Source organism: Mesorhizobium sp. WSM4832 (assembly GCF_055811115.1).
Genome location: NZ_JBVVQH010000011.1, coordinates 91883 through 117561 on the forward strand (window position 1 = coordinate 91883; position 25679 = coordinate 117561).

The following is a 25679-nucleotide window of genomic DNA, read 5'->3' on the forward strand; positions in this document are numbered from 1 at the left end:
ACGCCGGGTTTTTTGAGCGTCGATCGACGTCACGCCTGCTGCTTCGCCTGCCTGGCAGAGCGCGCTTCGGCCGGCGCCCGCAACAGGCGCTGATCAGCCGTTATATTGCTCGTCGGAAACTTGCTCCAGCCAGTCGGCGTGGACGCCATCCAGCGCCTCCTGCATGGCAACATGGGTCATGGCGGTTTTCGATCCGGCGCCATGCCAGTGTTTTTCGCCCGGTGCGAAGGAAATGACGTCCCCTGCCCTGATTGCTTGGACCGGCCCGCCCCAGGTCTGGGCAAGTCCGGCGCCTGCGGTGACATAGAGCGTCTGCCCAAGCGGATGCGTGTGCCAATGGGTGCGCGCGCCAGGCTCGAAACTGACCAGCGTCGCCCTCAGTCGCGCCGGCGCTTCTTTCTCGATGATCGGCGTCTGCAGCACCCGCCCGGTGAAATACGCCTCCGGCGCGACGATCGTCGGCACGCTGCCGCACGCAATGATCTTCATCTGGCAATCCTCCAGTTGGGCGGACCCGACCCTGCCCTGGTGCTGGCTACCACCCCAGCCGCGGCCAGAAAAGGCCGGCTCGACCGCGATAGGCCTGGTAGTCGCCCGCCAACGGCGTACGCGAAAATTTCTTCTCTTCGCCCAGCGCCGCAAACACATAGAGGACGGCCATCCCGGCGACCGGCACCACCGCCCAGATGGACCAGGTCGCGATCCCCCATCCAATCCAGAAGATGATGTAGGACGAGTAGAAAGGGTGGCGGACATAGCGGTAGGGGCCATCGGTCAGCAGGCTGTGCGGGTTGTCGGACGCGAAGGCGAAGTGCAGCCGCGCCTTGCGCGACGTGGCAATCGCCCACCAGAATAGGGCAGAGCTTGCCAGTTCGACGGCAAGCCCGGTGAACTTTGCCGGAACCGGCTGCGATTCGATCCACAGTATGGCGAGAAAGAAAAGCGCCGTGGCAATCACCGCCGCCGAAATCACCATGGCGCCTGGAGACGTGGCCTGCAATTGGAAATGCGCCCGCATCGACCAGACATATTGGCCAATGGTCGCAATGCTGCAAATCGAGACCAGAAGATCGAGGACTAGTTCCATTGTCGGGATTCCACGGTGGTTGCCATGCAGCCGGTGGTCATGCCGGCCGTCTATTCTAGAAATCCTTTCTTAACCACATGCCTAAAGAAGATATAGAGCCCCCGATGCGATGTTGGCCGCCAGGCAATCTGAGGGTCTAATCCAGCATGAGCGTCACTGACCGCACAATCCGCACGCCGCAGGCCGATTTGCGCCTCAGCCAGTCGTCTGGTTCCGGCATGCCCATCGTCATGATCCATGGCTCGGGCAGTTCGCGCGCCGTTTTTGCCCGTCAGTTCGACAGTCCGCTCGCCGATGCCCACCGATTGATCGCCTTCGACCTGCCCGGCCATGGCGACTCCTCCGATGCCCGCGACCCGGCCGCAGCCTATACGATTACCGGCCTCGCCCAGACCACCGCCCGCCTTCTCGATAGCCTGGGCATTGGCCAGGCCATCATCTTCGGCTGGTCGCTTGGCGGCCATGTGGCGATCGAACTTGCCAGCTTCCACCATGCGGTGAACGGTCTGGTGCTGACCGGAGCGCCGCCGGTGTCGAGAGGGCCGCTCGGCATGCTGCGCGGTTTTCACGCCAACTGGGACGTGCTGCTCACCTCCAAGAAAGTTTACTCCGAACGCGACATCGAGCGCTTTGAGGCGCTTTGCTTCGGCGACAGCACAAGTCCGTCTTTCCGCGAGGCCATAAGGCGCACCGACGGCAGGCTGCGCTCGGGCGTGGCGTTCGGCATGTTTGCCGGCAAGGGTGCCGACCAGAAACAGGTAATCGAGCATGCCCCGTTCCCGGTCGCGGTGATCAATGGAGAGCATGACCCGCTCGTGCGGCTGAGCTACTTCGAGACAGTGGCCTACGCCTCGCTGTGGGAACAGTGCCATGTCATATCCGGCGCCGGCCATGCACCGTTCTGGGAAAAGCCGGACCTGTTCAATCCGCTGCTGTCACGCTTTGCCGAGACCGTAGCGAAGCAGAGCGCAGCCAGGCCGGCGCGCCGAACCGAGGCCGGCTGAGCCTTTATTGACACCTTCCGGTTCTGGCTTCTTGACCATCGTCATCGATGGATGGCGCGGACGACCAAATTGGCGGGCGACGGCTTGGTCTCAATAGCTTTTTAACGGCTGCGCTCTTGCCGCCTGACAAACGGAAATGACGACCCGGCCAACCCAAGCCGGCGAATATCCTATTTTTCTTGCCCTCCCGACAAACCCGTGTGACGATGGCCTTGGGAAGGGGTGGATAAACCCCGCCCGCGCCGGCCGAACAGGCCGGCCGCCGCTCTGCATAGGGTGCGATCGGACGCAAAACCGGTTTCCACTTTTGCTGATCGCTCTCTTGGGAAACGCCTGAGTGGAGGTCAGCCATGGGTACTCGCGCCGGAGGACGACGCACGGGACCGAAATGCATTGCCATAGTCGGTCCCTTTGCAAGCGGTAAGACAACACTTCTCGAAGCAATACTCGCCCGCACGGGCGCCATTCCCCGCCAGTCACCAGTTTCATCGGGCAACACCGTTTCCGATCATTCGCCCGAGGCCCGCGCCCACGCCATGAGCGTCGAGGCGACCTTCGCTACCACCGAATTCATGGGCGAGCAGCTCACCTTCGTCGACTGCCCCGGCTCCATCGAATTCGCTTTCGAGGCCGAGCCGGTGCTTGCCGCTTGCGACCTCGCGGTCGTCGTCGCCGAGGCCGACGAGAAGAAGATCCCGGCGCTGCAGCTCATCATGCGCAAGCTCGACGATCTCGGCGTGCCGCGCATCCTGTTCCTCAACAAGGTCGACAAGGCGATTGCCGGCGTGCGCGACACGCTGAAGATGCTGCAGCCGGCAAGTTCGGTACCGCTGCTGCTGCGCCAGATTCCGGTGCGCAAGGACGGCGTCGTCATCGGCTCGATCGATCTGGCGCTGGAACGCGCCTATATCTACCGCGAATACGCCGAGAGCGAAGTCGCCGAAATTCCTGGCGACGACAAGGCACGCGAACTGGAAGCTCGTTTCTCCATGCTGGAGACGCTCGCAGACCATGACGATCATCTGATGGAGCAATTGCTGGAGGAGATCGAGCCGCCGAAGGATGCGGTCTTCGACGATCTCTCGGCCGACCTGCGCACTGGCGCTGTGACGCCGGTGCTGATCGGCACGGCCGAGAAGGGCAATGGCGTGCTGCGCCTGTTGAAGGCCATTCGCCACGATGCGCCGGATGTCGAGGCAACGAGGAAGCGCCTTGGCGCGCCGGACGGCCAGACGGTAGTGCAGGTGATGAAAACCATCCACACCGCGCATGGCGGCAAGCTCTCTGTGTCGCGCATACTTTCGGGCCAACTGGCCGACGCGACCGAGCTTTTCGTTTCCAATGGCGATACGGCCAAGGTTTCCGGCATCTACAGGATGCTCGGCAAGGACCAGATCAAGCAGACATCCGCAAAGGCAGGCGACACGGTCGCGCTCGGCAAGCTCGACAACGTCAAGACCGGCCAGACGCTGAGTTCGGCCAAGGGCGGCATCCGGCCGCTGGTCGCGCTTGAGCCGCCGCAGCCCGTCTTTGCCTTCGCGCTTCGCCCCAAGGAGCGCAAGGACGAGGTCAAGATGTCGGCGGCGATCCAGCGGCTGGCCGAGGAGGATCCCTCCCTCAACCTGCGCCACAACCAGGACTCCGCCGAAACTGTCCTTTCGGGCCACGGCGAAATGCATCTGCGGGTGGTGCGCGAACGCCTCGAGGGCAAGAACCAGATTCCGATCGAGGGCCATGCCCCGGCGGTGCCCTACCGCGAGACGATCCGCAAATCGGTACAGCAGCGTGGCCGCCACAAGAAGCAGTCCGGCGGCCACGGCCAGTTCGGCGACGTGGTGATCGAGATCAAGCCGCTGCCGCGCGGTTCCGGTTTCCAGTTCTCCGACACCATCACCGGCGGCGTGGTGCCGAAGACCTACATCCAATCGGTGGAGTCCGGCATTCGCGACTATCTGAAGACGGGGCCGCTCGGCTTCCCGGTTGTCGACGTCGCCGTCAACCTGTCGGACGGCTCCTACCATGCCGTCGACTCCTCCGACATGGCCTTCCAGATGGCGGCGAAGCTCGCCATGAAGGAAGGCATGGCGGCCTGCTCGCCGGTCCTGCTGGAGCCGATCATGAAGGTCGAGATCGTCACGCCCTCCGACGCCACCTCGAAGATCATTGCGCTGATCCCGCAGCGCCGCGGCCAGATCCTAGGCTATGACGCGCGGCCCGACTGGCCAGGCTGGGACGTGGTCGAGGCGACCATGCCGCAGGCGGAAATCGGTGACCTGATCATCGAGCTGCGCTCGGCGACGGCTGGCGTTGCCAGCTACAAGGCCGCTTTCGACCACATGGCCGAGCTCACCGGCCGCCTCGCCGATGAGGCGATGAATGCCAACGGCAAAGCCGCCTGACGGCTTACGCTGCGGATGTGAAAACGGCGTCCGGATGATCCGGACGCCGTTCCTATTGCGGACCGTTTTCCTGGGAGGCAACGACGGGTCCGCCGCATCCGGAAAAAATGGTTCGGACGCGGTAGCTGCCTGAGCCCGGTCATTTCGAGTGATGCCCCCATCTCCCGAACCGACCAACCGCGTCCTATGATCTACTTAATCGATAGAGTGCGTCTGCGACATGTTACCTGATGTTACATGTCACTGTTACGCGGCGGATTCAGTCGTTCTTCCGCAGGCTCGAAGGCACGCGGGCAACAAAAAAGCCGGATCAATAAAGATCCGGCTGAGTTTGATTGGAAGTGCCGATTAAGGCTAACCTCCAGAGGGGAACACTCGAGGGCGCTAATGGGAGGAGAACGCGCCCTGGAGATGTGAATATATATGTGCTCATCATGCCCAAGAAACAAGCATCTATTTTGCAACACACGCATGCAAAAAGACGCAGGCTGTGGTCCAACTTGTTCCCGGAACCGATAGGACCAGGAAAAATGGCGGGAATCATGGCTTTCTGCGCCAAAAGCGATTGCTGATATGCGAAATGAGCCGATTCTGTTCCGGAAATACGCTGAATCCCAAATGATGTGGATTCGGGCAGCCCGAGTTTATTTTTGCGGCAAGAGAGCCTGATGCGGACTTTTTCAGCAATCGCCGGTAGCGCGCTATTCCTTGTCGTCGCGCCGGGCGTTGTCGCCGGACTGGTGCCATGGCTGCTGACCGACCACTACCGCAAACCTCTGGCGGTTGTGCCGGGCTTCGTGGCTGCGGGCTCCATTCTTGTGGTCGGAGCGACCGCGGCCCTGCTTCATGCCTTCGCCCGTTTTGCCCTCGAGGGCCTCGGCACGCCCGCTCCCGTCGCGCCAACCGAGAAGCTGGTCGTCGGCGGCATCTACCGCCATGTGCGCAACCCGATGTATGTAGCGGTGCTGTCGATCATCCTCGGACAGGCGCTGCTTTTTTCCAGCTGGTCGGTCATCATTTACGGGCTGATCGCCGCGGCCGCGATGATCTCCTTCGTCAAACTCTATGAAGAGCCGACGCTCGCCAGCCGCTATGGCGCTGAATACGAAACCTACCGCCGCGCCGTCCCCGGCTGGCTGCCGCGGTTGACGCCGTGGCGTGGATGATCCGCACGCCCAGGGTGCGCTGAATGTCGAGCACCGTGCCTTAGTAGGACCAGCTACGGGCCTTGGCGATGATGAAATCGCGGAAGACATGCAGCTTCGCCTGGTTTTTCATCGCGTCGGGATATGCGAAGTAGGTGTCGAAGGACGGCACCTCGGTTTCGGGCAGCAACTGCACCAAGTTCGAGTCCTTGTTGATCACATAGTCCGGCAGCATGGCGATGCCGGCGCCGCCCTGCACCGCCCGCTTGATCGACAGGATGTCGTTGATCTGCAGCGTCGGCACCCGCTGCGCGCCCTCGAAATCGCCGACCGTCTCCAGCCAGTTCAGCTCCGACAGATGCGACGGCACCGGCACGCCGAAGGTGACAATGCGATGGTTCCTGAGTTCGGCGATCGAGGCCGGCCTGCCGAATTTCGCGATATAGGACGGCGCCGCGTAGAGATGGAAATGCACCGTGAACAGCCGGCGCTGGATAAGGTCCGGCTGCTGCGGCTGGCGCAGCCGGATGGCGCAATCGGCCTGGCGCATGGTGAGATCGAGCTCCTCATTGGCGAGGATCAGCTGCAGGCTGATCTCGGGATAGAGCTCGATGAATTCCTGCACGCGCTCGGTCAGCCAGCCGGCGCCCAGGCCCACCGTGGTCGTCACACGCAGCACGCCCGACGGCCGGTCCTTGGTCTCGGTCAGCCGCGTCTTGATGGTTTCCAGCTTCATCAGCACGTCATGCGCCGTGCGAAACAGCATCTCGCCCTGCTCGGTCAGCACCAGGCCACGCGCATGGCGGTGGAACAGCGCCACGCCGACATCGTGCTCCAGCGCGCTGACCTGCCGCGAAATAGCCGATTGCGACAGATGCAGCGTCTCGGCGGCATGGGTGAACGACCCAGCCTCCGCCGCTGCGTGAAATACGCGTAGCTTGTCCCAGTCCAGCGCCATGATTCCCCTCGCGTTGCCTTTGGCGTCTGAATGAAAAATCAGGCTTTTAAACGGCTTTTCTCAGCCGGTTTGTTATTCCGCCGCTTCGCGGTGAACCTCGATTCCCGCCAGGTATTTTTCAGCCTCCAGCGCCGCCATGCAGCCAAGCCCGGCCGCCGTCACCGCCTGGCGGTAGATGTCGTCGGTGACGTCGCCGGCGGCGAACACGCCGGGCACGTCGGTGCGGGTCGAATCCGGCGCCGTCCACAGATAGCCGTTCGGCTTCTGCTTCAGCTTGCCGGCAAAGAGTTCAACAGCCGGCGCATGGCCGATCGCAATGAAGACGCCATCGACTGGCAGCTTCGATTCCTGGCCGGTCACCACATTGCGCAGCGTCAGGCCTTCGACCGAGGGCGGCAGCGGCGCCTTGCCGGGACGGCCGGTGATCTCGTCCACGACCGTGTCCCAGATGATGCGGACATTGTCCTTCTTGAGCAGCCGCTCGCGCAGGATGCGCTCGGCGCGGAAGTCGCTGCGGCGGTGGATGACGGTGACGCTCTTGGCAAGGTTCGACAAATAGAGCGCTTCCTCGACCGCGGAATTGCCGCCGCCGATTACCGCGACGTCCTTGCCGCGATAGAAGAACCCGTCGCAGGTGGCGCAGGCCGAAACGCCGAAGCCCATGAAGGTCTGCTCCGACGGGATGCCGAGCCACTTGGCCTGCGCGCCGGTGGCGATGATCAGCGCATCGGCCGTGTAGACGGTACCGGAATCGCCCGTAGCGCGGAACGGCCGCACATTGAGGTCGACCTCGGTGATGATGTCGTTGACGATGTCGGTGCCGACATGCTCGGCCTGCTTCAGCATCTGTTCCATCAGCCAGGGGCCCTGGATCGGATCGGCGAAGCCGGGATAGTTCTCCACATCGGTGGTGATCATCAGCTGGCCGCCCTGCTGCAGGCCGGCGACCAGCATCGGCTTCAGCATGGCGCGAGCGGCATAGACCGCCGCCGTGTAGCCGGCCGGACCGGAACCGATAATGAGAACGGGTGCGTGTCTGGTGTTCATGAAAAAAGTCCCCTGCGGCGCAAAGCCGTGGTTTGTTGGGCTTAATGTAAGGGTTGCCACCCATGGCAGCAAGACGAACGGATCGTCGTCCCCGGAAAGCTGTGGCTGAGCAGGTATTCGCGAAATCGCGACTTTTGTTACGCCCGAAAAATCGCTTCGGTTAATGCATGTCGCCCAGAAGTGTGCAGCGGTTCTGGGACAACGACATGCATCAAAACAAAGGCTTAAAGCGCGTCGCCGGAATCCGTTTCAGTGCGACGCGCTTTAGGGCTGGCGCGGACACAAAAGTCGTTTAATTACAAAATTGCGAAAGATTCTTGCGCACAGCCGGGACAGCCATGCCGCTCAAAGCCGACCTCGACGCCATCGACTGGAAGATCCTGCGCGAGCTGCAGGGCGACGGGCGCATGACCAATGTCGAATTGTCCAGCCGCGTCGGCATCTCGGCGCCGCCTTGCCTGCGCCGCGTCCGGCGGCTGGAGGAGGCCGGCATCATCCGCGGCTATCGGGCCCTGCTCAACGCGCCGGCGCTCGGCATGGATGTCGTCGCCTTCTGCCTGATCGGCCTGCATCATCAGGCCGATGCCGAGCTGAAGACCTTCGCCGAGCGCACGCGCGGCTGGCCGATCGTGCGCGACGCCTGGATGGTCTCGGGCGAATCCGATTTCCTGCTGCACTGCGTGGCGAGCGACCTCGGCACCTTCCAGACCTTCGTCATCGAGGAGCTGGCCTCCGCCCCGAATGTGGACACCGTGCGCACCGCCTTGACCATCCGCCGCGTTAAGGACGAGGGCCTCGTGGCCTTCCCGGCTTAATGTGCCGGCTTCCGATAAATTCTTCGAAAAAGCAGCAGCTTAGCGCCCGGCGTTGAATCAATCAGCGATCAGAGTGATCGTATCGCCGCGAGCAGTCCGTCAAGATCCTTCACATCGCGCAACGGCAAGACCGCAAGACCATCCGTCGCGGAGGCATCGCCATCGACAAGCCAGCCTCGCTGCAGGCCGGCGCGTTGCCCAGCTTTCATGTCCGCCGGCTTGTCGCCGACGATCAGCGATCGCTTCTGGTCAAGCTCAAGCCGACGGCCCGCCTCCAGCAGCATGCCCGGATTGGGCTTGCGCATCGGATGGTCGGCAATCGCCAGCGGGCCGGCGCCGGCCTCGTGGTAGGCGCAGGCAAGCACCATGTCGACGAAGGCATTCCGTTCGCCCAGAAGATCGAGCACGCGCCTGTTGACCCGGGCGAAGGCGTCCCAACCGAAATAGCCGCGCGCGATGCCGGACTGATTGGTCACGACAACGACCGGAATGCCGCGTTGGTTCGCGGCCTCGATGATCGGCGCGATGCCGTCGCGCAGCACCATCGCCGCCGCATCGTCGGGATAGCCGGTATCGACATTGATCGTGCCGTCACGATCGAGGAACAGCGCCGGCCGTCCAGCTGGAAAGCTTCTGTGGCCGATCCGCTCGACCCACAGGCCGGGCTCGGCAAGCGGAAAGCCCGAGCTCTCAGCCATCGCTGAGACGCGCTTCGACCGCCTCGCACAGATGATGGTAGAGGCACAGATGCCCCTGCTGGATGATCGGCGTCGAGGTTGACGGCACGTTGAGCAGGATGTCGGTGAGCGGCTTGAGCTTGCCGCCGCTCTCGCCGGTCAGGCTGATCACCGTCATTCCCATCGCCCGCGCCTGCTCGGCGGCGGCAAGGATGCTCGGCGAGTTGCCGCTGGTCGAAATCGCCAGCAGCACCGCGCCTTCCGAGCCATGCGCCTCGACCTGGCGCGAGAACACGGTGTCGAAGCCGTAGTCGTTGCCCCACGCGGTCAGCACAGCGGCGTTGGCCGGCAGCGCGATGACGTTGTAGGCCTTGCGTTCCTTCAGGAAGCGGCCGACCAGCTCGCCGGCGATGTGGATGGCATCGCTGGCCGAGCCGCCATTGCCGCAGATCAGCAGCGCCTTGCCGTGTGAAAGCGCCGTCACGACCGTGCTCACGGCGCGTTCCATCTCACCGGTCAGGTCGCGCTCGACCATCGCCGAGATCGCCGCCGCGGAGCGGACCAGGTAGTCGTTCAAATCGGACATCAGACCCTCAGTTTGCGGCACGCAGCTTGCCGATCGTGTTCGTCGTGCTCTTGCCGGCAACAAGGTCGACCAGCACCACGCGGCCGCCTGCCTTCTGCACCACATCGGCGCCGACCACGGTCTCGATCGTGTAGTCCGCGCCCTTGACCAGGATGTCCGGCAGGAGCGCCTCGATCAGCTTGAGCGGTGTGTCTTCCTCGAAGACGACGACGGCATCGACCGAGGCAAGCGCGGCCAGCACGCAGGCGCGGTCATGCTGGTTGTTGACCGGGCGTCCCGGCCCCTTGAGCCGGTGCACCGAGGCGTCGCTGTTGAGGCCGAGCACCAGCCGGTCGCACTGGCTGCGCGCGGCATGCAGCAGGCTGACATGGCCGGCATGCAGGATATCGAAGCAGCCATTGGTGAAGCCGACTGCCAGCCCCTCTTCCTTCCACGCCGCGACCATCCTGGCCGCCGCATTGAAATCGAGGATGGCGTCCTGGTGACCGGTAGGCCCATGTGAGCGAAACAGCGCGCCGGACAGCTCCTCGACGTTCAGCCGCGCCGTGCCGCGCTTGCCTACGACGACGCCGCCGGCCGCATTGGCGATGACGGCCGCGTGCACCCGGTCGGCCCCGGCGGCGAGCGAAAGCGCGAATGTCGCGATAACCGTGTCCCCGGCGCCCGAAACGTCGAACACCTCACGCGCTTGCGTGGAGATGTGGCGGGCATCCTCGCCGGAGACCACGCTCATGCCCTTTTCGCTGCGCGTGGCGACGATGAATTCGAAATCATGCATGGCGATCAGGTCGCGCGCCGCGTCCACGATCTCGTCGTCGCCGAACACCTTGCGCCCGACCGCCTCGCCAAGCTCCTTGCGGTTCGGCGTCACCGCCGTCGCGCCGGCATAGCGCGCATAGTCGCGCCCCTTCGGATCGACCAGAACCGGCTTGCCGGCATCGCGGCAGATCGCGATCAGCTCGCCGGCGACGCCGTCGAGCAGGATGCCCTTGCCGTAGTCGGAGAGGATGACGATGTCGGCGCGGCCAAGCGCCGCCTGGAAATGATCGATGAGCTTCGCCCGCTCGGCGGGCGCGAGCGGCTTGATCTCTTCCTCGTCGAAACGCAGCACCTGCTGGTTGAGCGCGCTGAAGCGGCTTTTCGACGAAGTCATACGATCCTGGCGCTGCAGAAGTCCGTCCGTGTCGACGCCGACCTCGCCGAGCATGCGTATCAGATTGTTGCCCGCCTGGTCGGCACCGATCACCGATACCGGTATGGCGGCCGCACCAAGCGAAACGATGTTGGAAACGACATTGCCGGCGCCGCCCATGTTGAGCGTCTCGCCCCGTCCATGCAGCACGGGGATTGGGGCTTCCGGCGAGATGCGCTCGATCACGCCGCTGACGAAACGGTCGAGGATGAGATCGCCCACGACCAGCACGGTGACGTCGCCGAACCGGGCGATGGTGCGATGCAAAGGTTCGGGGGAAGGCAGATGGTGCTTGATCATCTCACTCGAGGTATGCCTGAGGAACGCCGGACTTGATTAGATTTCAGCGCCGGAATTGTGGCGCGGCTACTCGAGGCGATGCCGATATACCGCAATTCGGGCGAGCGCAACGGCAGGCCTGGCGCCGACCGCGGCCGGAGCCGGCTGAGCAATCAGCTCTTCTGCAGGGCAACATGGACGCCGAGGCCGACCAGTACCGCGCCGCCTGCCCGTCGCATCAATCGCTGCGCGTGCCCTGAACGCCGCAGCCGCGCGATCACCGCGCTGGCCAGGAACACGCACGCTATGTCGGCCGAGGAGAACATCAGATTGACGATGGTGCCCAGGACGATGAACTGCACCCAGACTGGAAACCCGGCTGAGGCGTCGATGAACTGCGGCAGGAACGCCATGAAGAAGATCGCCGTCTTCGGATTGAGCACCTCGACCGCGATGCTCTCGACGAAGGCGCGGCGGGCCGACTTCCGCTCGATCAAGGGTAAAGCGACGTCGCCTTCCGCCTTGGCGCGGAACAACGAGATGCCCAGCCAGATCAGATAAAGCGCGCCGACGAGCTTGACCGCCATGTACAGCGGCGGCACGGCATGGAATAGCACCGACAAGCCGGCGGCGGCGGCGAAGACATGCACATATCCCCCGAGATGAATGCCGAGTGCCGCAGTCAGGCCGGACCAGCGCCCGCGCGCCATCGTCTGCGCGGCGGCGTAAAGCATGGCGGGGCCTGGGATGTAGGCGAAGATCGCCGTCGTAGCGAAAAACGCGATCAGCAGTTCGGTCGACGGCATTTTTCGTCCCTCATGATCCGGTTGCAGGCTGTTCAGTCCGCACGCGGAATGGCTTTGGATTGGCCTTTGCGGACAACCGCAATGAAAGCGGCCATGACTTTCTTGTGGAATGACGGACTGAACGCGCCAATGCGCGCACCCGGTTCGAAATAGGCCGACGATTCCAGGATATCGTGGTTGTACTCATCGACTATGACCCAAAGAGGGATAGGGTCAAGGCTGGCGCGGCGACGTTCAATTTCCGGAATGGCAACGGCCACACGATCGCGACCCGGCTGCGTGGAAGTGATTGCGAGGATGAAGAGGTTGGTGCCGCCGGCTCTCCCGGGAAGGACGGCCACGAAGGCGACGGGGCGTTTCTTGCGGCCTTCGGTCTCGCCGCCGCCATGTTGGCGATACCACAGATATGGATATCGCCAGACATCGGCGGCTATGGGTCTAATCACGATCCAGCTCGGCAGTGTATTGCTCAAGCATCTCGACATGTTCGGCCGGAGCGTCCTTCGCCGCGTAAACGCGGCGGCTATCGTTGACGAAGCGAGCCTCGTAAGTCTCGATGCTCATCAGGACGTATCTCGGCTTGTTGTGACGCGTGATGGAGACAGGCTGCTGGCTCGCAGCCGCAAGCACATCTCCGAGATTCTGTTTCAGATCGGTCGACGGATAGTGTTTCATGGGCACTCCATTTTGTACATAATAGACAAAAAAGACAAAATAGACAAGCGCAAGAACCTCAGGACGGCGCGACGCCTGCTTTGTCGACAGCCCGGCTGGCCTCCCCTATAAGAGCCGGAATCGGAAGCAAACAGAGGCCTTCATGATCATCGTCACGGGCGGCGCCGGCATGATCGGCTCCAACATCGTCGCTGCGCTCAATGCCGAGGGGCATGACGACATCGTCGTCGTCGACGACCTCACCGACGGCCACAAGATCGCCAACCTCGCCGATCTTCGTATCGCCGACTATCTCGACAAGGACGATTTTCTCGCCCGGCTCGAGGATGGCGGGCTTGGCCGCATCGAGGCCGTCTTCCACCAGGGCGCCTGCTCGACCACCACAGAGTGGAACGGCAAGTTCATGATGGAGGTGAACTACGCCTATTCGAAGCGGCTGCTGCATGCCTGCCTGGCGCTGCGTGTGCCCTTCCTCTATGCCTCGTCTGCTTCAGTCTATGGCGGCGGCAGCGAGTTCCGCGAGGAGCCGGATTTCGAGCGCCCGCTCAATGTCTATGCCTATTCGAAAAAACTGTTCGACGATTACATCCGCCGCAACGTCTTCGATACCGACCATTCGCAGGTCGCCGGCCTGCGCTATTTCAACGTCTATGGACCGCGCGAGGCGCATAAGGGCGCCATGGCCTCGGTCGCCTTCCATCTGTTCAACCAGGTCGAGCGCGGCGAAAACCCGAAATTGTTCGGCGCTTATGGCGACTTCGGCCCTGGCGAGCAGAGCCGTGACTTCATCCATGTCGGCGACGTCGCGGAAGTCAATCTGTGGCTGTGGAAACGCGGCGCGAGCGGCATCTTCAACTGCGGCACCGGCCGCGCCCAGCCGTTCCGCGCTATCGCCGAAACGGTCATCGATACGCTGGGCAAGGGCGAAATCGAGTTCATCCCCTTTCCCGATCACCTCAAGGGCAGCTACCAGAGTTTTACGCAGGCTGATATGTCCCGCTTGCGCGCGGCCGGCTACAATGGCCAATTCCGAACAGTCGAAACCGGCGTCAGGGACTATGTCGAATGGCTGAAGGCCCAACGATCCTCGTGATCGGCCCACGCTGGGTGGGCGACATGGTGATGGCGCAGTGCCTGTTTGCGGCGCTGAAGGAAAAGCATCCGAATGCTGCCATCGACGTGCTGGCGCCGGCCTGGGCGGCACCGCTGGTCAAGCGGATGCCCGAGATCCGCAGCCAGATCGACTTCCCTCTGATGCCGGGCGCGCTCGAATTCCGCAGCCGCAGGCGCTTCGGCCGCCTGCTGCGCGGCCGCTACGACATGGCCTATGTGCTGCCGGGAAGCTGGAAATCGGCGCTGATCCCGTTCTTTGCCCGCATCCCCCATCGTGTCGGCAATCTGCGCGAAATGCGCTACGGCCTGCTGACCGATGTCGTGCCGCTGCCCGAAGCGCTGAAACGGCGTACGGCGCGTGCCTATTTCGGCCTTGCGCGCCGCGGCACCTTTCGCGCGCCGAGGCTCACCGTCGACAAGGCCAATCAAGCCGATTTGCTGGCGCGCTTCGGACTGACCGGCCGGAAATTCGTCGCCTTGATGCCTGGCGCCGAGTTCGGCCCAGCAAAACGCTGGCCGAGCGATCACTATGCCGGGCTTGCCCGGGACATGATGGCGAGGGGTCTGGGCGTCGCGCTGCTCGGTTCGAAGAACGACGCCGACGTGACCGGCGAGATAGCCGCCCTGGCGCCGGGCGCCATCGACCTTGCCGGCAAGACGCGGCTGGAGGATGCCATCGACCTGATCGCCGCGGCGAAGCTTGCGGTGTCGAACGACAGCGGGCTGATGCATGTCGCGGCGGCAGTCGGCACGCCGATCGTCGCCGTCTACGGTTCGACCTCGCCGGAAAACACCCCGCCGCTCAGCGAACGCTCGGAGCTGATCTGGCTGCACCTGTCCTGCTCGCCCTGCCACAAGAAAATCTGCCCGCTCGGCCATCTCAACTGTCTGAACACGCTCGATGTCGCTCGCGTCACCGCCGCGGCAGAGCGCTTGCTCAAGGTTCCGGCAGCCGCATGAAAGTGCTGATCGTCAAGACATCGTCGATGGGCGATGTCATCCACACTTTTCCCGCCGTCGAGGACGCGGTCCACAATCGCCCCGACATAAACTTCGACTGGTGCATGGAGGAGCCGTTTGCCGGGATCGTGGCGTTGCATCCGGCAATTGGAACCGTCCACAAGGTAGCGATCCGGCGCTGGCGCAAGACGCTTTTCACCGGCGGCACATGGCGCGCGATGGCCGGACTGCGCGGAGCGCTCCGTGCCTGCCGTTACGATCTTGTCATCGACGCGCAGGGCTTGTTGAAGTCGGCCCTGGTCGCCATACAGGCCGGGGCGCCGATTGCCGGCTTCGACCGGGCCAGCGCCCGCGAGCCTTCGGCAACGCTGTTTTATCAGCGCAAATACGCCGTGCCGCGCGACCTGCATGCCATCGAGCGCACAAGGCGGCTGTTCGGGCTGGCGCTTGGCTACCAACCTGATCTGTCGACGCTTCGCTCCGGCATCGTGCCACCGGCGGGCGATCTTCGCGGCGTCGAAGGCAAAGCCGCCTTCCTGCTGCACGGCACCAGCCGCGAGGACAAGAAATGGCCGGTCGAGGATTGGATCGAAACCGCGCGCCAGCTGACCGACCGGCAGTTCACGCCGGTGGTCACCTGGTCGAATGAGGCGGAAAAATCTGTGGCGCAAGCCATTGCCGGGGCCGTGCCGAGGACGGTGCTGGTTCCGAAATCGCCGCTCGCGGACGTTGCCGCAATCCTCGGTCGCTCGACGCTCGTCATCGGCGCCGACACCGGCCTCACCCATCTTGCCAGTGCCTTCGGCCTGCCGACCGTTGCCATCTTCCTGGCGACGGAGCCAGGCCTGACCGGCCCGCGCGGGCCGTTCTCGTCGACGCTGCTTGCGCCTGCCGGCGGCAAGGTCGCGCCGGCTGAGGTGATGGCGGAGGCGGAAAGATTGCTGGCGCTCAGGTCAAGGGCGCCAGCCTAGGTCCTCAGATGAACTGGACCTGGACGATCTCATATCCGCGGGCGCCGCCCGGAGCATTGACCTCGATGGCGTCGCCGACTTCCTTGCCGATCAGCGCACGCGCGATCGGCGATGAAATCGAGATCCGGCCGGACTTCACGTCCGCTTCCTGGTCGCCGACGATCTGATAGGTCTTCTTTTCCTCGGTGTCCTCGTCGACCAGCACCACGGTCGCGCCGAACTTCACCTTGTCGCCGCTGAGCTTGGAGACGTCGATGACCTCGGCGCGCGCGATCAGATCCTCGAGTTCGTTGATGCGGCCTTCATTGTGGCTCTGCGACTCCTTGGCCGCGTGATATTCGGCATTTTCGGACAGGTCGCCATGCGAGCGCGCTTCGGAAATCGCCTCGATGATGCGAGGACGTTCCTCCTGCTGGCGCCAACGCAGTTCTTCCTTCAATGACGCGAACCCCTCGCCTGTCATCGGGACCATGATCATATGCCTGACCTTTCCTGCCGCCGCCCCCGTTTTCGGGAGTGGCCTTGTCTCCGGGTACAAAAAGAAAACGGTCCGGCAGCCTCGGGCTAACGGAACCGTGTCACCACTATTTCCCCGAATATAGCGATCTTCGCGCGATTTTCACGCCCAAAAAATCAACTTTGGTAAAATCGTCAGCGCGTTCGCCGGACCCATGCGGCAAACCCGGCAAGCGGCGGCAAAAAAACCGGCTGCGATCGCTCGCAGCCGGTTCGAAAAGCCTTGGAGTTGGAATCAGCTCCTCAGGAAATGATCGATCTGCTCGGACAGCATGCCGTACTCGCGCGAACCCTTGCCGGTCCGCTTCTCGATTTGCTGGAGCTGCTCCTGGGCGCCGGCAAGATCGCCGATCTGCAGATGCGCCTCGCCGAGATATTCACGCACCAGCGTGTAGTTCGGATCGATCCTCAGCGCTTCCTCGTAATAGCCGAGGCCGACGGTGACGCGGCCCGAATGGCGATGCGAATAGCCGAGATAGTTGAGGATGCGCGGATCCTCTTTGTTGGCGGCGAGCGTCAGCACCGAGATCGCTTCGTCATAACGTCCGGCCATCGCCAGATCGTGGCCTGCCTCATAGATGCTGTCGTCATCCAGCATGCCGTATTGCGGCACGACGCATTTCTTCTTCTTCTTGTCCCAGACCTCGCCCTTCTTGCACGTGGTCGTCGTCTGGCCACTGCCACTGCTGCTGCCACCTTCACCGGCGGCAAAAGCCGGGGCAACAAACAGCGGCAGCGCCGCGACAGCCATGACCTGAATAAGCAAACGTCTGCGCATCGAAGCCTCCTTGAGGGCGTGAGATTGCCAGACTAACGCCGCTCCGGCATTCTTTCATCCCGAAAATACCGGCGGCGGCCCAACTATTTTGGACGGCTTTACTCCAGACGTGACGCGCGCCGCAAATCCGCTATCATCGCGCCAAGCGCATCACGTGGAGAAGGGCCGTGCAGCAGCGCCTCGAAAAGGAGTGGGAACTTTCGATCGATCCCGACACGGTGCGCCTGTTCATACTCAAGGCCAAGGCGCTGAGCGCCGCCGTCAACGAGGATTATGTCGACGGCGGCGAGCACGAAGTCGAGTTCGACGGCGACAGGCGTGCCGGTCATCACCATGACGGCCTTGTCGAGGAAGCCTCGGAAAACCTCACCGAGGAAGAATTCCGCGAACTGATCAACGATCTCAATGTCGACGAAGCGGCCGAACTGATCGCGCTCGCCTGGGTCGGGCGCGGCGACTATGACGCATCCGAGTGGTCCGACGCGGTCACAGCCGCGAAAGAACGTTCCAACAGGCGCACCGCCAAGTATCTGCTCGGCCTGCCGCTGCTTGCCGACTGGCTGGAGGAAGGCCTTGAAGCCATTGGCGCGTAACGCACCGGTAACCGATTGTGATCGGCAAGGCTGCTGGCGCAGGCAACTTCGCAACGCGACCGCCGTTTCGGGGCGATGGCAACGCTGAGCTTTTCGCGACTATGCAAACTGGCGCTGCCTTTGGCGGCCGCGATCCTGCTGGTTACGCCGGCCCTGGCCAAGCACCATCATCGGCACAAAAGACACGTGCCGCCGACCAGCCTGAGCGCCGCTCCGGCACCGGAAACGCCCCTGGCGACGCCGGTTCCGGGGCCGCGTCCTCAAGATATGGAGAACGGCGCCGACAAGTCCGGGCAAGACAAAAGCCGCCTCGAAGGCGATGACGACTTCCTCAACCAGGAGAAGTCGCACCCGAAATGGGATGCCCATCCGCCGCGTTCGAAGGGCGCTGAATCCGAGCCGCAGACAGAGTCCGAGCCGCAGACGCCGGCAGTCGTTCCGACGCCGCCGGAGAAACCGGCCGAACTCGAGCCGGAACCGCCCGGCACGGCGCCGCAGCCGCCGGAAAAACCCGCACCTCCGGGCGAGGAAAAGATGCTTCCCGATCCACGCTCGGCCGACATGCCGGCCGACAGGATGCCGGCGGAAGAAACCGCATGCCGCGCGCGGCTGAAGGCGCTTGGCGTCGAATTCGAGGAACACAAGGCCGAGCACGATCCTGAGATCGGCTGCTCGATCCCCTACCCTGTCGTCTTAAAGACACTCGGCAAATCCATCGGCATCAGCCCTGGCACCGAACTCAACTGCGAGATGGCCGAGGCGGCGGCGCACTTCATGGCTGATGTCGTCCAGCCCATGGCGAAGGCCGAACTCGGCGCGGATCTTAAGTCGATCAACCAGGCCTCGGCCTTTGTCTGCCGCCCGCGCAACGGCACGCGCAGACTGTCGGAACATGCCTTCGGCAACGCGCTCGACATCGCCTCTTTTACACTGTCGGACGGCAAGAAGATCGAGATCGGCCCGACGCCACCCGAGAAGGACGCGAAATTCCTCAACGCGGTGCGCAAGGCCGCCTGCGGGCCGTTCAAGACGGTGCTTGGGCCGGGCGCCGACCCCGACCACGCGCTGCATTTCCACCTCGACCTGGAACCGCGCCGCCACGGCGGTACCTTCTGCCAGTAAGCATGGTCTCGAAAGTTTCGACCACGTCCCGGCAAGAACAGCGCCGCAATTCCGCCCCACGCATGAATCCCGGCGCTGATCTTTCCTTTACTCTTGCCGACTAGACTTGTGCCATCGGAAGCATGATCCCAATTGGGATCAGCTCTTGGGGACAGGATGCCTTTCGATGGCTGGAAGACTTGGTGCCATGCTTAGCCTGGCGCAACGGAACAGGTGCGCGCGGATCACGATTGTCGGGCTGGCAGCGGGCGCCATCGCCACGATATCGGCCTGCACGACCGGTGACGTCTTCGCGCTGCAGCCGGCCGTCGATGTCGGCAGCCAGACGGCAGCCGTGCCGCAGCCCGAGGCGCCGCAATATTCCGGCATGCAGCGCCTAGTTCCGTCCAACCCCTACATGACCCAGGCTGCCTATCCGCGCATGGACGAGCCGATGTCGCCTCTCGAGCAGATGCCGGCCAGCGAGATCGACTGCCGCAACGAGTTGAAGCGGATGGGCGTTGTCTATCAGGACATCCAGCCGATTCATGAAGGCCAGTGCGGCATCGATTATCCGGTGAAAGTCTCGGCGATCGGCGGCGTCGCCATGAAGCCGGCGGCGACGCTGACCTGCAACATGGCCGCCACCTTTGCCGCCTGGACGAAAAACGAGCTGCAGCCGGCCGCCCGCTGGCGCTATTTCTCCGGCGTCAAGGCGATCCACCAGGGCTCGAGCTATTCCTGCCGCAACATCGCCGGCGAAGGCGTCCTGTCCGAGCATGGCAAGGGCAACGCGCTCGACGTGATGAGCATCGAGCTCAACAATGGCGACGACATCGACGTCCGCAAGCCCGGCCTGTTCGCCTTCCGCACCCGTGGCTTCCTCAACAATGTGCGTGCCGACGGCTGCCAGTATTTCAACACCGTGCTCGGCCCCGGCTACAATTACGACCACCGCAACCACTTCCATTTCGACGTCAAGGACCGCAAGAGCGGCTACCGCGCCTGCCGCTGAGGCAGTGCTGCCCAAACTGGTCCGCACCGCATAGAGTGGTTGTCATGGGTCAGGGAGTGGTTTCTCGTGAGTGAGCGAAGCCTTCGGCGGCGTGCGGCGATCTGGCTGGCGGCCTTCTGCGCGGGCTATTTGGCGCTTGCTTATGTCGCGGCGCCGGAATTCTGGACATTCCGGGATCGCGGCTTCCGCACCCGGCCTTTCGAGATGGTGACACATACGCCGCAGGGCATTCCCGGCGACCCGATCAATGTCGGACTTGTCGGCACCAAAAAGGAGGTCGTCCACGCTTTCGCCGTCGCCGGCTGGGACACGGCTGACGCCGTCACGCTGCGGACCGCGATCGACATCGGCGAAAGCGTCTTGTTCTCCCGCCCCTACCCCGATGCGCCGATGAGCCGCCTGCTGTTCGAGGGTCGCGCCCAGGATCTTGCCTTCGAAAAGCCGGTCGGCGACAGCGCCGACCAACGCCACCATGTCCGCTTCTGGCTGACAGACACGGTCGGCGACGACGGCCGCCCGCTCTGGCTGGGTGCCGCGAGCTTCGATCGCGGCGTCGGCCTCAGCCACGACACCGGCGCCGTCACCCATCATATCGGTCCCGACATCGACGCGGAGCGCAACTTCCTGATCGGCGACCTGAAGGCCGCGGGTCTGCTGGCATCGACCAGCAAGATACAAGGGATCGGCGCCACCAAGACGGGGCGCAACGGCGGCGGCGATCCCTATTTCACCGACGGCATGGCCGTGATCGGCGTGTTGAAGACGCAGCAGTGACGTCGCCGAAGACGGTCAGGTCGTGGTGATCACGATCTTGCCGAACGGTCCTTCTTCCAGATGCTGGAGCGCCTGCGGCACCTCATCGAAGCCGTAGACCTTATCGATGACCGGCTTGACGTTAAGCGCCTCTATCGCCTGGTTCATGCGCTCGAACGCGCGCCGATGGCCAACGGAGATGCCCTGGACGACGATGCGGTTGCGCATGAACGGTATGATCGGAAAGCTGATCTCCATCGCGCCGAGCAGGCCGATGATCGATAGCCGGCCGTCGGCGGCAAGCGCGTTGAGCGACCGCCGTGCATTGTCGCCGCCGACCATTTCCAGCACATGGTTCACGCCGAGCCCGTCCGTCAGGGCGCGAGCGGCCTCGTCCCACGCCGGTTGGGCGCGGTAGTTGATCGCCTGCCAGGCGCCGAGATCCCTGGCGCGCTCCAGCTTCTCGTCGCTGCTCGAAGTGACGATGGCGCGCAGACCGAAGGCGGCGGCGAATTGCAGCGCGAACAGCGACACGCCGCCGGTGCCCTGGATCAGGATGGTCTGGCCCGGCACCGGTCTTGTCGCTTCCGCCATCGCGAACCAGGCGGTCAGCGCCGCGATCGGCAGCGTTGCGGCCTCTATGTCGCTCAGCGAGGCCGGCGCCGGCACCGCGGCGTCCTCGCCGAAGACGACATGCTGGGACAGCATGCCTGAAAGCGAGGAGCCGAGCGTATGTCGGTGGAGCACCGCCGGCGCATCGCCGTCCGGCCAGTCGGCGATCACCTGCCCCAGAACCCGCTGTCCGACCTTGAAGCGGCTGACGGCGCTGCCAACCGCCACGATCTCGCCCACGGCATCCGAAGTCGGCACGAACGGGAAGGAAAGATCGGGGATCAGCACGCCGTCGACGATCATCTTGTCCTTGTAATTCAGCGAGACGGCTCTCGTCCGCACCAGAAGCTCGTGCGGGCCTGGCTCGGGTATCTCGCCTTTCACCGGCCTCAGCTTCGAAAGGCCGAAACCGCTCATTTGCCAGGATCTGTTGCTGTCGGTGCCCATGCGTCGCGCTCCTTGTTGACGGTGCGCGAAAGATTTATGCGATCCGACTATGGAAAATAGTGCCGCAATGCGGGATATTCGACGACAAATTGAAGACTTGAAATCTACAATAGGAAATCGAAATGGACTCGGCTGATCTCCAGGGTGTCGTCGCATTCGTCAACGCCGTCGAAGCAGGCAGCTTCACCGGCGCCGGCGAGCGGCTGCATGTGACGAAGTCGGCGATAGGCAAGTCGGTCGCGCTACTGGAGCAGCGGTTGGGCGTGCGCCTGCTCAACCGCACCACACGCAGCCTCAGCCCGACCAGCGAAGGCATGAGCTACTACGAGGCCTGCGTGCGGGCGCTTGCCGAGATCGAGGCCGGGCAAGCGCTGCTCGCCTCGCGCCGGCGGATCCCATCGGGCAAGCTTCGTGTCGATGTGCCGCTCGCATTCGGCCGCCGATGCGTCGCGCCGGTGCTGTTCGACATATCCAACCGGTTCCCCGACCTGACGATCGAGATCTCTTTCAACGACCGCCGCGTCGACCTGATCGAGGAAGGCATCGACCTTGCCGTGCGCATGGGCGACCTCGACGATTCTTCATCTCTCGCGGCACGCCGCCTTTATGCCCAGCGCTCGGCGATCTGCGCATCGCCCGCCTATCTCGAACGGCACGGCCGCCCGCAATCCATCGACGACCTCGCCCGGCACAGCGTCATCGGCTATGGGCGCGAAGGCGTCGTCCGTCCGTGGACCATACGCGACGGCGCCGGACGTCTCACCACCTTCGTGCCCAAGGCGCGGCTTGTCCTTGGCCACGGCGAGCCGATGCTGGACGCCGCGCTTGCCGGCTGCGGCATCGCCTCACTGCCGACCTGGCTGGCCGGCCAGAGCCTGAGGCGCGGCGCGCTCGAAATGGTCCTGTCCGATTATCCGGTCGAACACATCGTCGTCCATGCCGTGTGGCCAGTCACGCGCGCGCTGACGCCAAAGCTGCGCGTGGTCATCGACGCGCTCGTCGGGCATTTCTCGGCACCGATTTGGGACGCCGCCTGAACAGAGCAAATTGTCATGTTCCAAAAATGCCGTCGGGCTATTTTCGGATGCACCGCAGCAATGCTATTGACCGCCCATGCTTTACGCTGAAATCGCCGTCGTTGCCGTCCTCATCTTGGTGAACGGCCTGTTGTCGATGTCGGAGCTCGCCATCGTCTCGTCGCGGCCTGCCCGCCTCAAGGCGATGATCGACCGCAACGTCAAGGGCGCCGGCCGCGCGCTGGCGCTCGGCTCCAACCCCGGCAAGTTCCTGTCGTCGGTGCAGATCGGCATCACCCTGGTCGGCGTTCTCTCGGGCGCGTTCTCGGGCGCGACGCTCGGCGAACGGCTGGCGCAATATCTGGCCTCGACCGGCATCCGCGAAACCATCGCCGACCCCGTCGGCGTCGGCATCGTCGTCGCTTTGATCACCTATGCCTCGCTAATCGTCGGCGAGCTGGTGCCGAAGCAGATCGCCTTACGCGATCCCGAGCGCGTCGCTGCCCGCGCCGCGCCCGCAATGACGGTCCTTGCCACCGTCTCGGCCCCGCTCGTCTTCCTGCTCGACCTCTCCGGCCGCACCATTCTCTGGCTGCTCGGCCAGAGCGGGGAGACGGACGAGAAGGTTACCGACGAGGAGATCAAGATGCTGGTCGCCGAGGCCGAGCATCACGGCACCATCGAATCCGACGAGCGTCGCATGATTGCCGGCGTCATGCGGCTCGGCGACCGCGCCGTGCGCGCGGTGATGACGCCGCGCACCGAGGTTGACTGGCTGAACCTGCAATCCGACGAAGCCGCGGTCCGAAAGCTCTTGATGGACACCCAGCATTCGCGCCTTCCCTGCGGCGACGGCAATGTCGATGCGATGGTGGGTGTGGTGCAGACGCGTGACGTTCTGGCGGCGATTCTCGGCGGCAAGCCGCTGGAGCCGCGCCAGCATGTGCGCGCCGCCCCCATCGTGCATGACCAGGCCGACGCGCTCGATGTCCTGCAGAAGCTCAGGGAATCGGACGTGCCGATGGCGCTTGTCCATGACGAATACGGCCATTTCGAAGGCATCGTCACGCCGGCCGATATCCTCGAAGCCATCACCGGCGTCTTCCGCTCCGACCTCGAGGCCGGCGAGGAGGAGAACGCCGTCAAGCGCGAGGACGGCTCCTGGCTGCTCGCCGGCTACATGCAGGCCGACGAGATGGCTGAGGTGCTGGGCATCGACCTGCCAGAGAACCGCGACTACGAAACCGTCGCCGGCTATGTGCTCTCGCATCTCCACCATCTGCCGACGACCGGTGAATGCGTCGACGCGCAAGGCTGGCGCTTCGAGGTGGTCGACCTCGACGGCCGCCGCATCGACAAGCTGATCGCCACCCGCCTGCCCGACGGCCACCGCCCGGTGGCGCGCTGAGTGGTCGGAAAGGTTCGACTAAGCGTCGGGGCGGTTGACGCAGCAGTAAGGCTTCGCTTCCTCACATAGGATTGACCGGCTAGAAAGCTTTGAAGCGCTGCGAAAGCGTTTATATCGGCACTATGGATGCATCGAGCGAACACGCGCTGAACGACGAGCTTCTTTCGGACATCCAACGTCTGTCCTTCGACTATTTTCTGAAGGAGGCCAGCCCGGTCAACGGGCTGGTCGCCGACCGAAACACCGCTGCATCGCCCGCCAGCATAGCCGCCGTCGGCCTCGCTTTGTCGTCTTATCCTGTTGGGGTCGAGCGCGGTTTCATGACGCGCGCCGCGGCGGTCGAGCGGACACTCGCCACGCTCCGCTTCTTCTGGAGCGCGCCGCACGGGCCGGAGCCCGACGCCACCGGCTACAAGGGCTTCTACTATCATTTCCTTGACATGAAGACCGGCCGTCGCGTCTGGAAGTGCGAATTGTCCACGGTCGATACGGCGCTTCTGCTTGCCGGCGCCCTGGCAGCCGGCGCCTATTTTGATGGTGACGACGCGCCCGAGCTGGAAATCCGTCGGCTTGCCGATGCGCTCTACCGCCGCGCCGACTGGCGCTGGGCGCAGAATGGCGGCGCCACTGTCACCCATGGCTGGCGGCCCGAAAAGGGATTCCTGCGCTACCGCTGGGAAGGCTATGACGAGGCGCTGATCCTTTACATGCTGGGCCTCGGCTCGCCGACCTTTCCGCTCCCGCCCGAGAGCTATGCTGCCTGGCTGTCCAGCTACAAATGGAAGAAGATCTATGGCTGGGAATTGGTCTATGCCGGTCCGCTCTTCATCCACCAGTTCTCGCATATCTGGATCGATTTTCGCGGCATTCGCGATGCCTTCATGCGCAATGTCGGCAGCGACTATTTCGAGAACAGCCGCCAGGCGACTTTTCTCCAACGCGACTATGCCATGCGCAATCCCAAGGGCTTCGTTGGCTACGGCGAGAATTGCTGGGGCCTCACGGCCAGCGATGGCCCGGGCCTGCGGCAGAACCAGGCGGCGGCCGGCGGACGCCGCTTCTTCGGCTACCTGGCGCGCGGTGCGCCCTTCGGTCCCGATGACGGCACGCTGTCACCCTGGGCGGCGATCGCCTCATTGCCCTTTGCACCGGAGATCGTGCTGCCGGCGCTGCGCTATTTCCACGAGATCGACCTGCACGAAGGCAATCCCTACGGCTTCACCGCGAGCTTCAATCCCACGATCGCCGACGCCGCCGGCCGACCTTGCGGCTGGGTGTCGCCGGACCATGTCGGCATCAACCAGGGGCCGATCGCGCTGATGATCGAGAACTACAGGTCGGATTTCCTGTGGCGGCTGATGCGCCAGGTGCCGGCCATCATCACGGGCCTGCGGCGAGCCGGATTTTCGGACGGCTGGCTGTAAGAGGCAGCCTGCCCTTCGTATCGCAGGGGCAGCGTCTGAACCGGCTTCTGCCGGTTCCGCTCAATGCGCATCCGGCGGCGGCGCCTTGGGCATCACGTTGCGCAGGAACGGAACCAGTGCCGTGGCAACGACGAAAGCCGCCATGATGACAAGGAACGCATCCGCATAGGCCATCGTCGAGGCCTCGCGATAGGCCAGTTGCCAAAGCTGTTTCAATGAGGCCGCGTGACCATCACCGATGGCGCCGGGCAATTGTCCGTAGCGCTGCGCGACAGTGTCGACCATGCGCATGGCCGCTTCGT

At 63.7% G+C, this 25679-nt stretch carries 28 protein-coding genes; 14 read left to right on the forward strand and 14 right to left on the reverse strand.

What is annotated here, in order from left to right:
* Positions 1-93: 93 nt before the first annotated feature.
* Both AC0L2L_RS17120 and AC0L2L_RS17125 read right to left on the reverse strand, forming a co-directional pair.
* The gene (locus AC0L2L_RS17120; RefSeq protein ID WP_473579758.1) at positions 94-489 is read right to left on the reverse strand and encodes a (R)-mandelonitrile lyase; all 396 of its coding nucleotides are present in this window, start codon (positions 487-489) and stop codon (positions 94-96) included.
* A gap of 46 nt (positions 490-535) precedes the next feature.
* Entirely contained in the window at positions 536-1087 is a 552-nt protein-coding gene (locus AC0L2L_RS17125; protein WP_473579759.1) for a methyltransferase family protein, read from the reverse strand.
* Between the two features lie 146 nt (positions 1088-1233).
* On the opposite strand from AC0L2L_RS17125, the gene AC0L2L_RS17130 reads away from it, so the two are divergent.
* The 3 genes from AC0L2L_RS17130 (at position 1234) to AC0L2L_RS17140 (ending at position 5656) form a co-directional block, all read left to right on the forward strand.
* Positions 1234-2091, forward strand: coding sequence for an alpha/beta fold hydrolase (locus AC0L2L_RS17130; protein WP_473579760.1), 858 nt, complete (start codon positions 1234-1236; stop codon positions 2089-2091).
* 350 nt (positions 2092-2441) lie between these two features.
* On the forward strand, positions 2442-4490 hold the full coding sequence (locus AC0L2L_RS17135; protein WP_473579761.1) for an elongation factor G: 2049 nt from the start codon (positions 2442-2444) through the stop codon (positions 4488-4490).
* Positions 4491-5158: 668 nt separating this feature from the next.
* Positions 5159-5656, forward strand: a complete 498-nt coding sequence (locus AC0L2L_RS17140) for a methyltransferase family protein (protein ID WP_473579762.1) — start codon at positions 5159-5161, stop codon at positions 5654-5656.
* A gap of 40 nt (positions 5657-5696) precedes the next feature.
* Here the strand turns inward: AC0L2L_RS17140 and AC0L2L_RS17145 are convergent, their stop codons facing one another.
* Together AC0L2L_RS17145 and trxB are read right to left on the reverse strand one after the other, a co-directional pair.
* Positions 5697-6593, reverse strand: a complete 897-nt coding sequence (locus AC0L2L_RS17145; RefSeq protein ID WP_027168144.1) for a LysR family transcriptional regulator — start codon at positions 6591-6593, stop codon at positions 5697-5699.
* A 72-nt stretch (positions 6594-6665) separates the two neighbouring features.
* A complete protein-coding gene (trxB, locus tag AC0L2L_RS17150) occupies positions 6666-7640 on the reverse strand; it encodes a thioredoxin-disulfide reductase (protein ID WP_473579763.1) in 975 nt (324 codons plus the stop codon).
* Positions 7641-7978: 338 nt separating this feature from the next.
* Here trxB and AC0L2L_RS17155 point away from each other — a divergent pair, with 338 nt between their 5' ends.
* Positions 7979-8455 (forward strand): Lrp/AsnC family transcriptional regulator, encoded by a 477-nt coding sequence (locus tag AC0L2L_RS17155; protein ID WP_320234677.1) that lies wholly within the window; start codon positions 7979-7981, stop codon positions 8453-8455.
* A 68-nt stretch (positions 8456-8523) separates the two neighbouring features.
* Here AC0L2L_RS17155 and AC0L2L_RS17160 read toward each other — a convergent pair whose 3' ends face one another.
* The 6 genes from AC0L2L_RS17160 to AC0L2L_RS17185 all read right to left on the reverse strand — a co-directional run bounded on the left by AC0L2L_RS17160 (position 8524) and on the right by AC0L2L_RS17185 (position 12670).
* Complete coding sequence (locus AC0L2L_RS17160) at positions 8524-9153, reverse strand: D-glycero-alpha-D-manno-heptose-1,7-bisphosphate 7-phosphatase (RefSeq protein WP_473579764.1); 630 nt, start codon at positions 9151-9153, stop codon at positions 8524-8526.
* Complete coding sequence (locus tag AC0L2L_RS17165; protein WP_473579766.1) at positions 9146-9718, reverse strand: D-sedoheptulose-7-phosphate isomerase; 573 nt, start codon at positions 9716-9718, stop codon at positions 9146-9148. The genes AC0L2L_RS17160 and AC0L2L_RS17165 overlap by 8 nt, the downstream gene beginning before the upstream one ends.
* A 7-nt stretch (positions 9719-9725) precedes the next feature.
* Entirely contained in the window at positions 9726-11210 is a 1485-nt protein-coding gene (gene rfaE1, locus AC0L2L_RS17170) for a D-glycero-beta-D-manno-heptose-7-phosphate kinase (RefSeq protein ID WP_473579767.1), read from the reverse strand.
* Positions 11211-11362: 152 nt separating this feature from the next.
* Positions 11363-11995 carry a LysE family translocator gene (locus AC0L2L_RS17175; protein WP_473579768.1) on the reverse strand — a complete coding sequence of 211 codons (633 nt, stop codon included), beginning with the start codon at positions 11993-11995 and terminating at the stop codon, positions 11363-11365.
* 32 nt (positions 11996-12027) lie between these two features.
* A complete protein-coding gene (locus AC0L2L_RS17180) occupies positions 12028-12468 on the reverse strand; it encodes a hypothetical protein (RefSeq protein WP_473579769.1) in 441 nt (146 codons plus the stop codon).
* Positions 12434-12670, reverse strand: coding sequence for a type II toxin-antitoxin system Phd/YefM family antitoxin (locus AC0L2L_RS17185; RefSeq protein ID WP_473579770.1), 237 nt, complete (start codon positions 12668-12670; stop codon positions 12434-12436). Before AC0L2L_RS17185 ends, AC0L2L_RS17180 begins: the two co-directional genes overlap by 35 nt.
* Positions 12671-12812: 142 nt before the next feature.
* Here AC0L2L_RS17185 and rfaD point away from each other — a divergent pair, with 142 nt between their 5' ends.
* The 3 genes from rfaD to waaC are packed head-to-tail and all read left to right on the forward strand — an operon-like array spanning position 12813 to position 15714.
* Positions 12813-13763, forward strand: a complete 951-nt coding sequence (rfaD, locus tag AC0L2L_RS17190) for an ADP-glyceromanno-heptose 6-epimerase (RefSeq protein WP_473579771.1) — start codon at positions 12813-12815, stop codon at positions 13761-13763.
* Positions 13736-14743, forward strand: coding sequence for a lipopolysaccharide heptosyltransferase II (gene waaF / locus AC0L2L_RS17195; protein ID WP_473579772.1), 1008 nt, complete (start codon positions 13736-13738; stop codon positions 14741-14743). Before rfaD ends, waaF begins: the two co-directional genes overlap by 28 nt.
* Complete coding sequence (gene waaC / locus AC0L2L_RS17200) at positions 14740-15714, forward strand: lipopolysaccharide heptosyltransferase I (protein WP_473579773.1); 975 nt, start codon at positions 14740-14742, stop codon at positions 15712-15714. The genes waaF and waaC overlap by 4 nt, the downstream gene beginning before the upstream one ends.
* 4 nt (positions 15715-15718) lie before the next feature.
* Here waaC and greA read toward each other — a convergent pair whose 3' ends face one another.
* Together greA and AC0L2L_RS17210 are read right to left on the reverse strand one after the other, a co-directional pair.
* Positions 15719-16192, reverse strand: coding sequence for a transcription elongation factor GreA (gene greA, locus AC0L2L_RS17205; protein ID WP_320234686.1), 474 nt, complete (start codon positions 16190-16192; stop codon positions 15719-15721).
* Between the two features lie 273 nt (positions 16193-16465).
* Positions 16466-17008: a tetratricopeptide repeat protein gene (locus AC0L2L_RS17210; RefSeq protein ID WP_473579774.1), complete on the reverse strand. Its 543-nt coding sequence runs from the start codon at positions 17006-17008 to the stop codon at positions 16466-16468.
* A gap of 167 nt (positions 17009-17175) precedes the next feature.
* Between AC0L2L_RS17210 and AC0L2L_RS17215 the strand changes: the two genes are divergently transcribed.
* The 4 genes from AC0L2L_RS17215 to AC0L2L_RS17230 all read left to right on the forward strand — a co-directional run bounded on the left by AC0L2L_RS17215 (position 17176) and on the right by AC0L2L_RS17230 (position 20491).
* On the forward strand, positions 17176-17601 hold the full coding sequence (locus AC0L2L_RS17215; protein ID WP_473579775.1) for a DUF3775 domain-containing protein: 426 nt from the start codon (positions 17176-17178) through the stop codon (positions 17599-17601).
* Between the two features lie 75 nt (positions 17602-17676).
* Complete coding sequence (locus tag AC0L2L_RS17220; RefSeq protein ID WP_473579776.1) at positions 17677-18723, forward strand: extensin-like domain-containing protein; 1047 nt, start codon at positions 17677-17679, stop codon at positions 18721-18723.
* Between the two features lie 166 nt (positions 18724-18889).
* On the forward strand, positions 18890-19717 hold the full coding sequence (locus AC0L2L_RS17225; protein WP_473579777.1) for an extensin-like domain-containing protein: 828 nt from the start codon (positions 18890-18892) through the stop codon (positions 19715-19717).
* Positions 19718-19783: 66 nt separating this feature from the next.
* Positions 19784-20491, forward strand: coding sequence for an LssY C-terminal domain-containing protein (locus AC0L2L_RS17230; protein WP_473579778.1), 708 nt, complete (start codon positions 19784-19786; stop codon positions 20489-20491).
* Between the two features lie 15 nt (positions 20492-20506).
* Here the strand turns inward: AC0L2L_RS17230 and AC0L2L_RS17235 are convergent, their stop codons facing one another.
* Positions 20507-21529 carry a zinc-dependent alcohol dehydrogenase family protein gene (locus AC0L2L_RS17235; RefSeq protein WP_473579779.1) on the reverse strand — a complete coding sequence of 341 codons (1023 nt, stop codon included), beginning with the start codon at positions 21527-21529 and terminating at the stop codon, positions 20507-20509.
* Positions 21530-21651: 122 nt separating this feature from the next.
* Here AC0L2L_RS17235 and AC0L2L_RS17240 point away from each other — a divergent pair, with 122 nt between their 5' ends.
* From AC0L2L_RS17240 to AC0L2L_RS17250, 3 genes are all read left to right on the forward strand, one after another.
* Positions 21652-22566, forward strand: a complete 915-nt coding sequence (locus AC0L2L_RS17240) for a LysR family transcriptional regulator (RefSeq protein WP_473579780.1) — start codon at positions 21652-21654, stop codon at positions 22564-22566.
* Between the two features lie 76 nt (positions 22567-22642).
* A complete protein-coding gene (locus AC0L2L_RS17245) occupies positions 22643-23953 on the forward strand; it encodes a hemolysin family protein (protein ID WP_473579781.1) in 1311 nt (436 codons plus the stop codon).
* 122 nt (positions 23954-24075) lie between these two features.
* Entirely contained in the window at positions 24076-25377 is a 1302-nt protein-coding gene (locus tag AC0L2L_RS17250) for a glucoamylase family protein (RefSeq protein ID WP_473579858.1), read from the forward strand.
* A 60-nt stretch (positions 25378-25437) separates the two neighbouring features.
* Here the strand turns inward: AC0L2L_RS17250 and AC0L2L_RS17255 are convergent, their stop codons facing one another.
* Positions 25438-25593: a hypothetical protein gene (locus AC0L2L_RS17255; protein ID WP_473579782.1), complete on the reverse strand. Its 156-nt coding sequence runs from the start codon at positions 25591-25593 to the stop codon at positions 25438-25440.
* Positions 25594-25679 lie beyond the last annotated feature (86 nt).

Bases quoted from the DNA above. Each gene is read 5' to 3' on its own strand.
- AC0L2L_RS17155 (WP_320234677.1), top strand. From the start codon at position 7,979: ATGCCGCTCAAAGCCGACCTCGACGCCATCGACTGGAAGATCCTGCGC.
- greA (WP_320234686.1), bottom strand. From the start codon at position 16,192: ATGATCATGGTCCCGATGACAGGCGAGGGGTTCGCGTCATTGAAGGAA.
- AC0L2L_RS17175 (WP_473579768.1), bottom strand. From the start codon at position 11,995: ATGCCGTCGACCGAACTGCTGATCGCGTTTTTCGCTACGACGGCGATC.
- AC0L2L_RS17185 (WP_473579770.1), bottom strand. From the start codon at position 12,670: ATGAAACACTATCCGTCGACCGATCTGAAACAGAATCTCGGAGATGTG.
- AC0L2L_RS17245 (WP_473579781.1), top strand. From the start codon at position 22,643: ATGCTTTACGCTGAAATCGCCGTCGTTGCCGTCCTCATCTTGGTGAAC.
- AC0L2L_RS17145 (WP_027168144.1), bottom strand. From the start codon at position 6,593: ATGGCGCTGGACTGGGACAAGCTACGCGTATTTCACGCAGCGGCGGAG.
- AC0L2L_RS17130 (WP_473579760.1), top strand. From the start codon at position 1,234: ATGAGCGTCACTGACCGCACAATCCGCACGCCGCAGGCCGATTTGCGC.
- rfaE1 (WP_473579767.1), bottom strand. From the start codon at position 11,210: ATGATCAAGCACCATCTGCCTTCCCCCGAACCTTTGCATCGCACCATC.
- AC0L2L_RS17135 (WP_473579761.1), top strand. From the start codon at position 2,442: ATGGGTACTCGCGCCGGAGGACGACGCACGGGACCGAAATGCATTGCC.
- trxB (WP_473579763.1), bottom strand. From the start codon at position 7,640: ATGAACACCAGACACGCACCCGTTCTCATTATCGGTTCCGGTCCGGCC.
- AC0L2L_RS17120 (WP_473579758.1), bottom strand. From the start codon at position 489: ATGAAGATCATTGCGTGCGGCAGCGTGCCGACGATCGTCGCGCCGGAG.
- AC0L2L_RS17220 (WP_473579776.1), top strand. From the start codon at position 17,677: ATGGCAACGCTGAGCTTTTCGCGACTATGCAAACTGGCGCTGCCTTTG.
- AC0L2L_RS17125 (WP_473579759.1), bottom strand. From the start codon at position 1,087: ATGGAACTAGTCCTCGATCTTCTGGTCTCGATTTGCAGCATTGCGACC.
- AC0L2L_RS17235 (WP_473579779.1), bottom strand. From the start codon at position 21,529: ATGGGCACCGACAGCAACAGATCCTGGCAAATGAGCGGTTTCGGCCTT.
- rfaD (WP_473579771.1), top strand. From the start codon at position 12,813: ATGATCATCGTCACGGGCGGCGCCGGCATGATCGGCTCCAACATCGTC.
- waaF (WP_473579772.1), top strand. From the start codon at position 13,736: ATGGCTGAAGGCCCAACGATCCTCGTGATCGGCCCACGCTGGGTGGGC.
- AC0L2L_RS17250 (WP_473579858.1), top strand. From the start codon at position 24,076: ATGGATGCATCGAGCGAACACGCGCTGAACGACGAGCTTCTTTCGGAC.
- AC0L2L_RS17160 (WP_473579764.1), bottom strand. From the start codon at position 9,153: ATGGCTGAGAGCTCGGGCTTTCCGCTTGCCGAGCCCGGCCTGTGGGTC.
- AC0L2L_RS17165 (WP_473579766.1), bottom strand. From the start codon at position 9,718: ATGTCCGATTTGAACGACTACCTGGTCCGCTCCGCGGCGGCGATCTCG.
- AC0L2L_RS17225 (WP_473579777.1), top strand. From the start codon at position 18,890: ATGGCTGGAAGACTTGGTGCCATGCTTAGCCTGGCGCAACGGAACAGG.
- AC0L2L_RS17140 (WP_473579762.1), top strand. From the start codon at position 5,159: ATGCGGACTTTTTCAGCAATCGCCGGTAGCGCGCTATTCCTTGTCGTC.
- waaC (WP_473579773.1), top strand. From the start codon at position 14,740: ATGAAAGTGCTGATCGTCAAGACATCGTCGATGGGCGATGTCATCCAC.
- AC0L2L_RS17240 (WP_473579780.1), top strand. From the start codon at position 21,652: ATGGACTCGGCTGATCTCCAGGGTGTCGTCGCATTCGTCAACGCCGTC.
- AC0L2L_RS17210 (WP_473579774.1), bottom strand. From the start codon at position 17,008: ATGCGCAGACGTTTGCTTATTCAGGTCATGGCTGTCGCGGCGCTGCCG.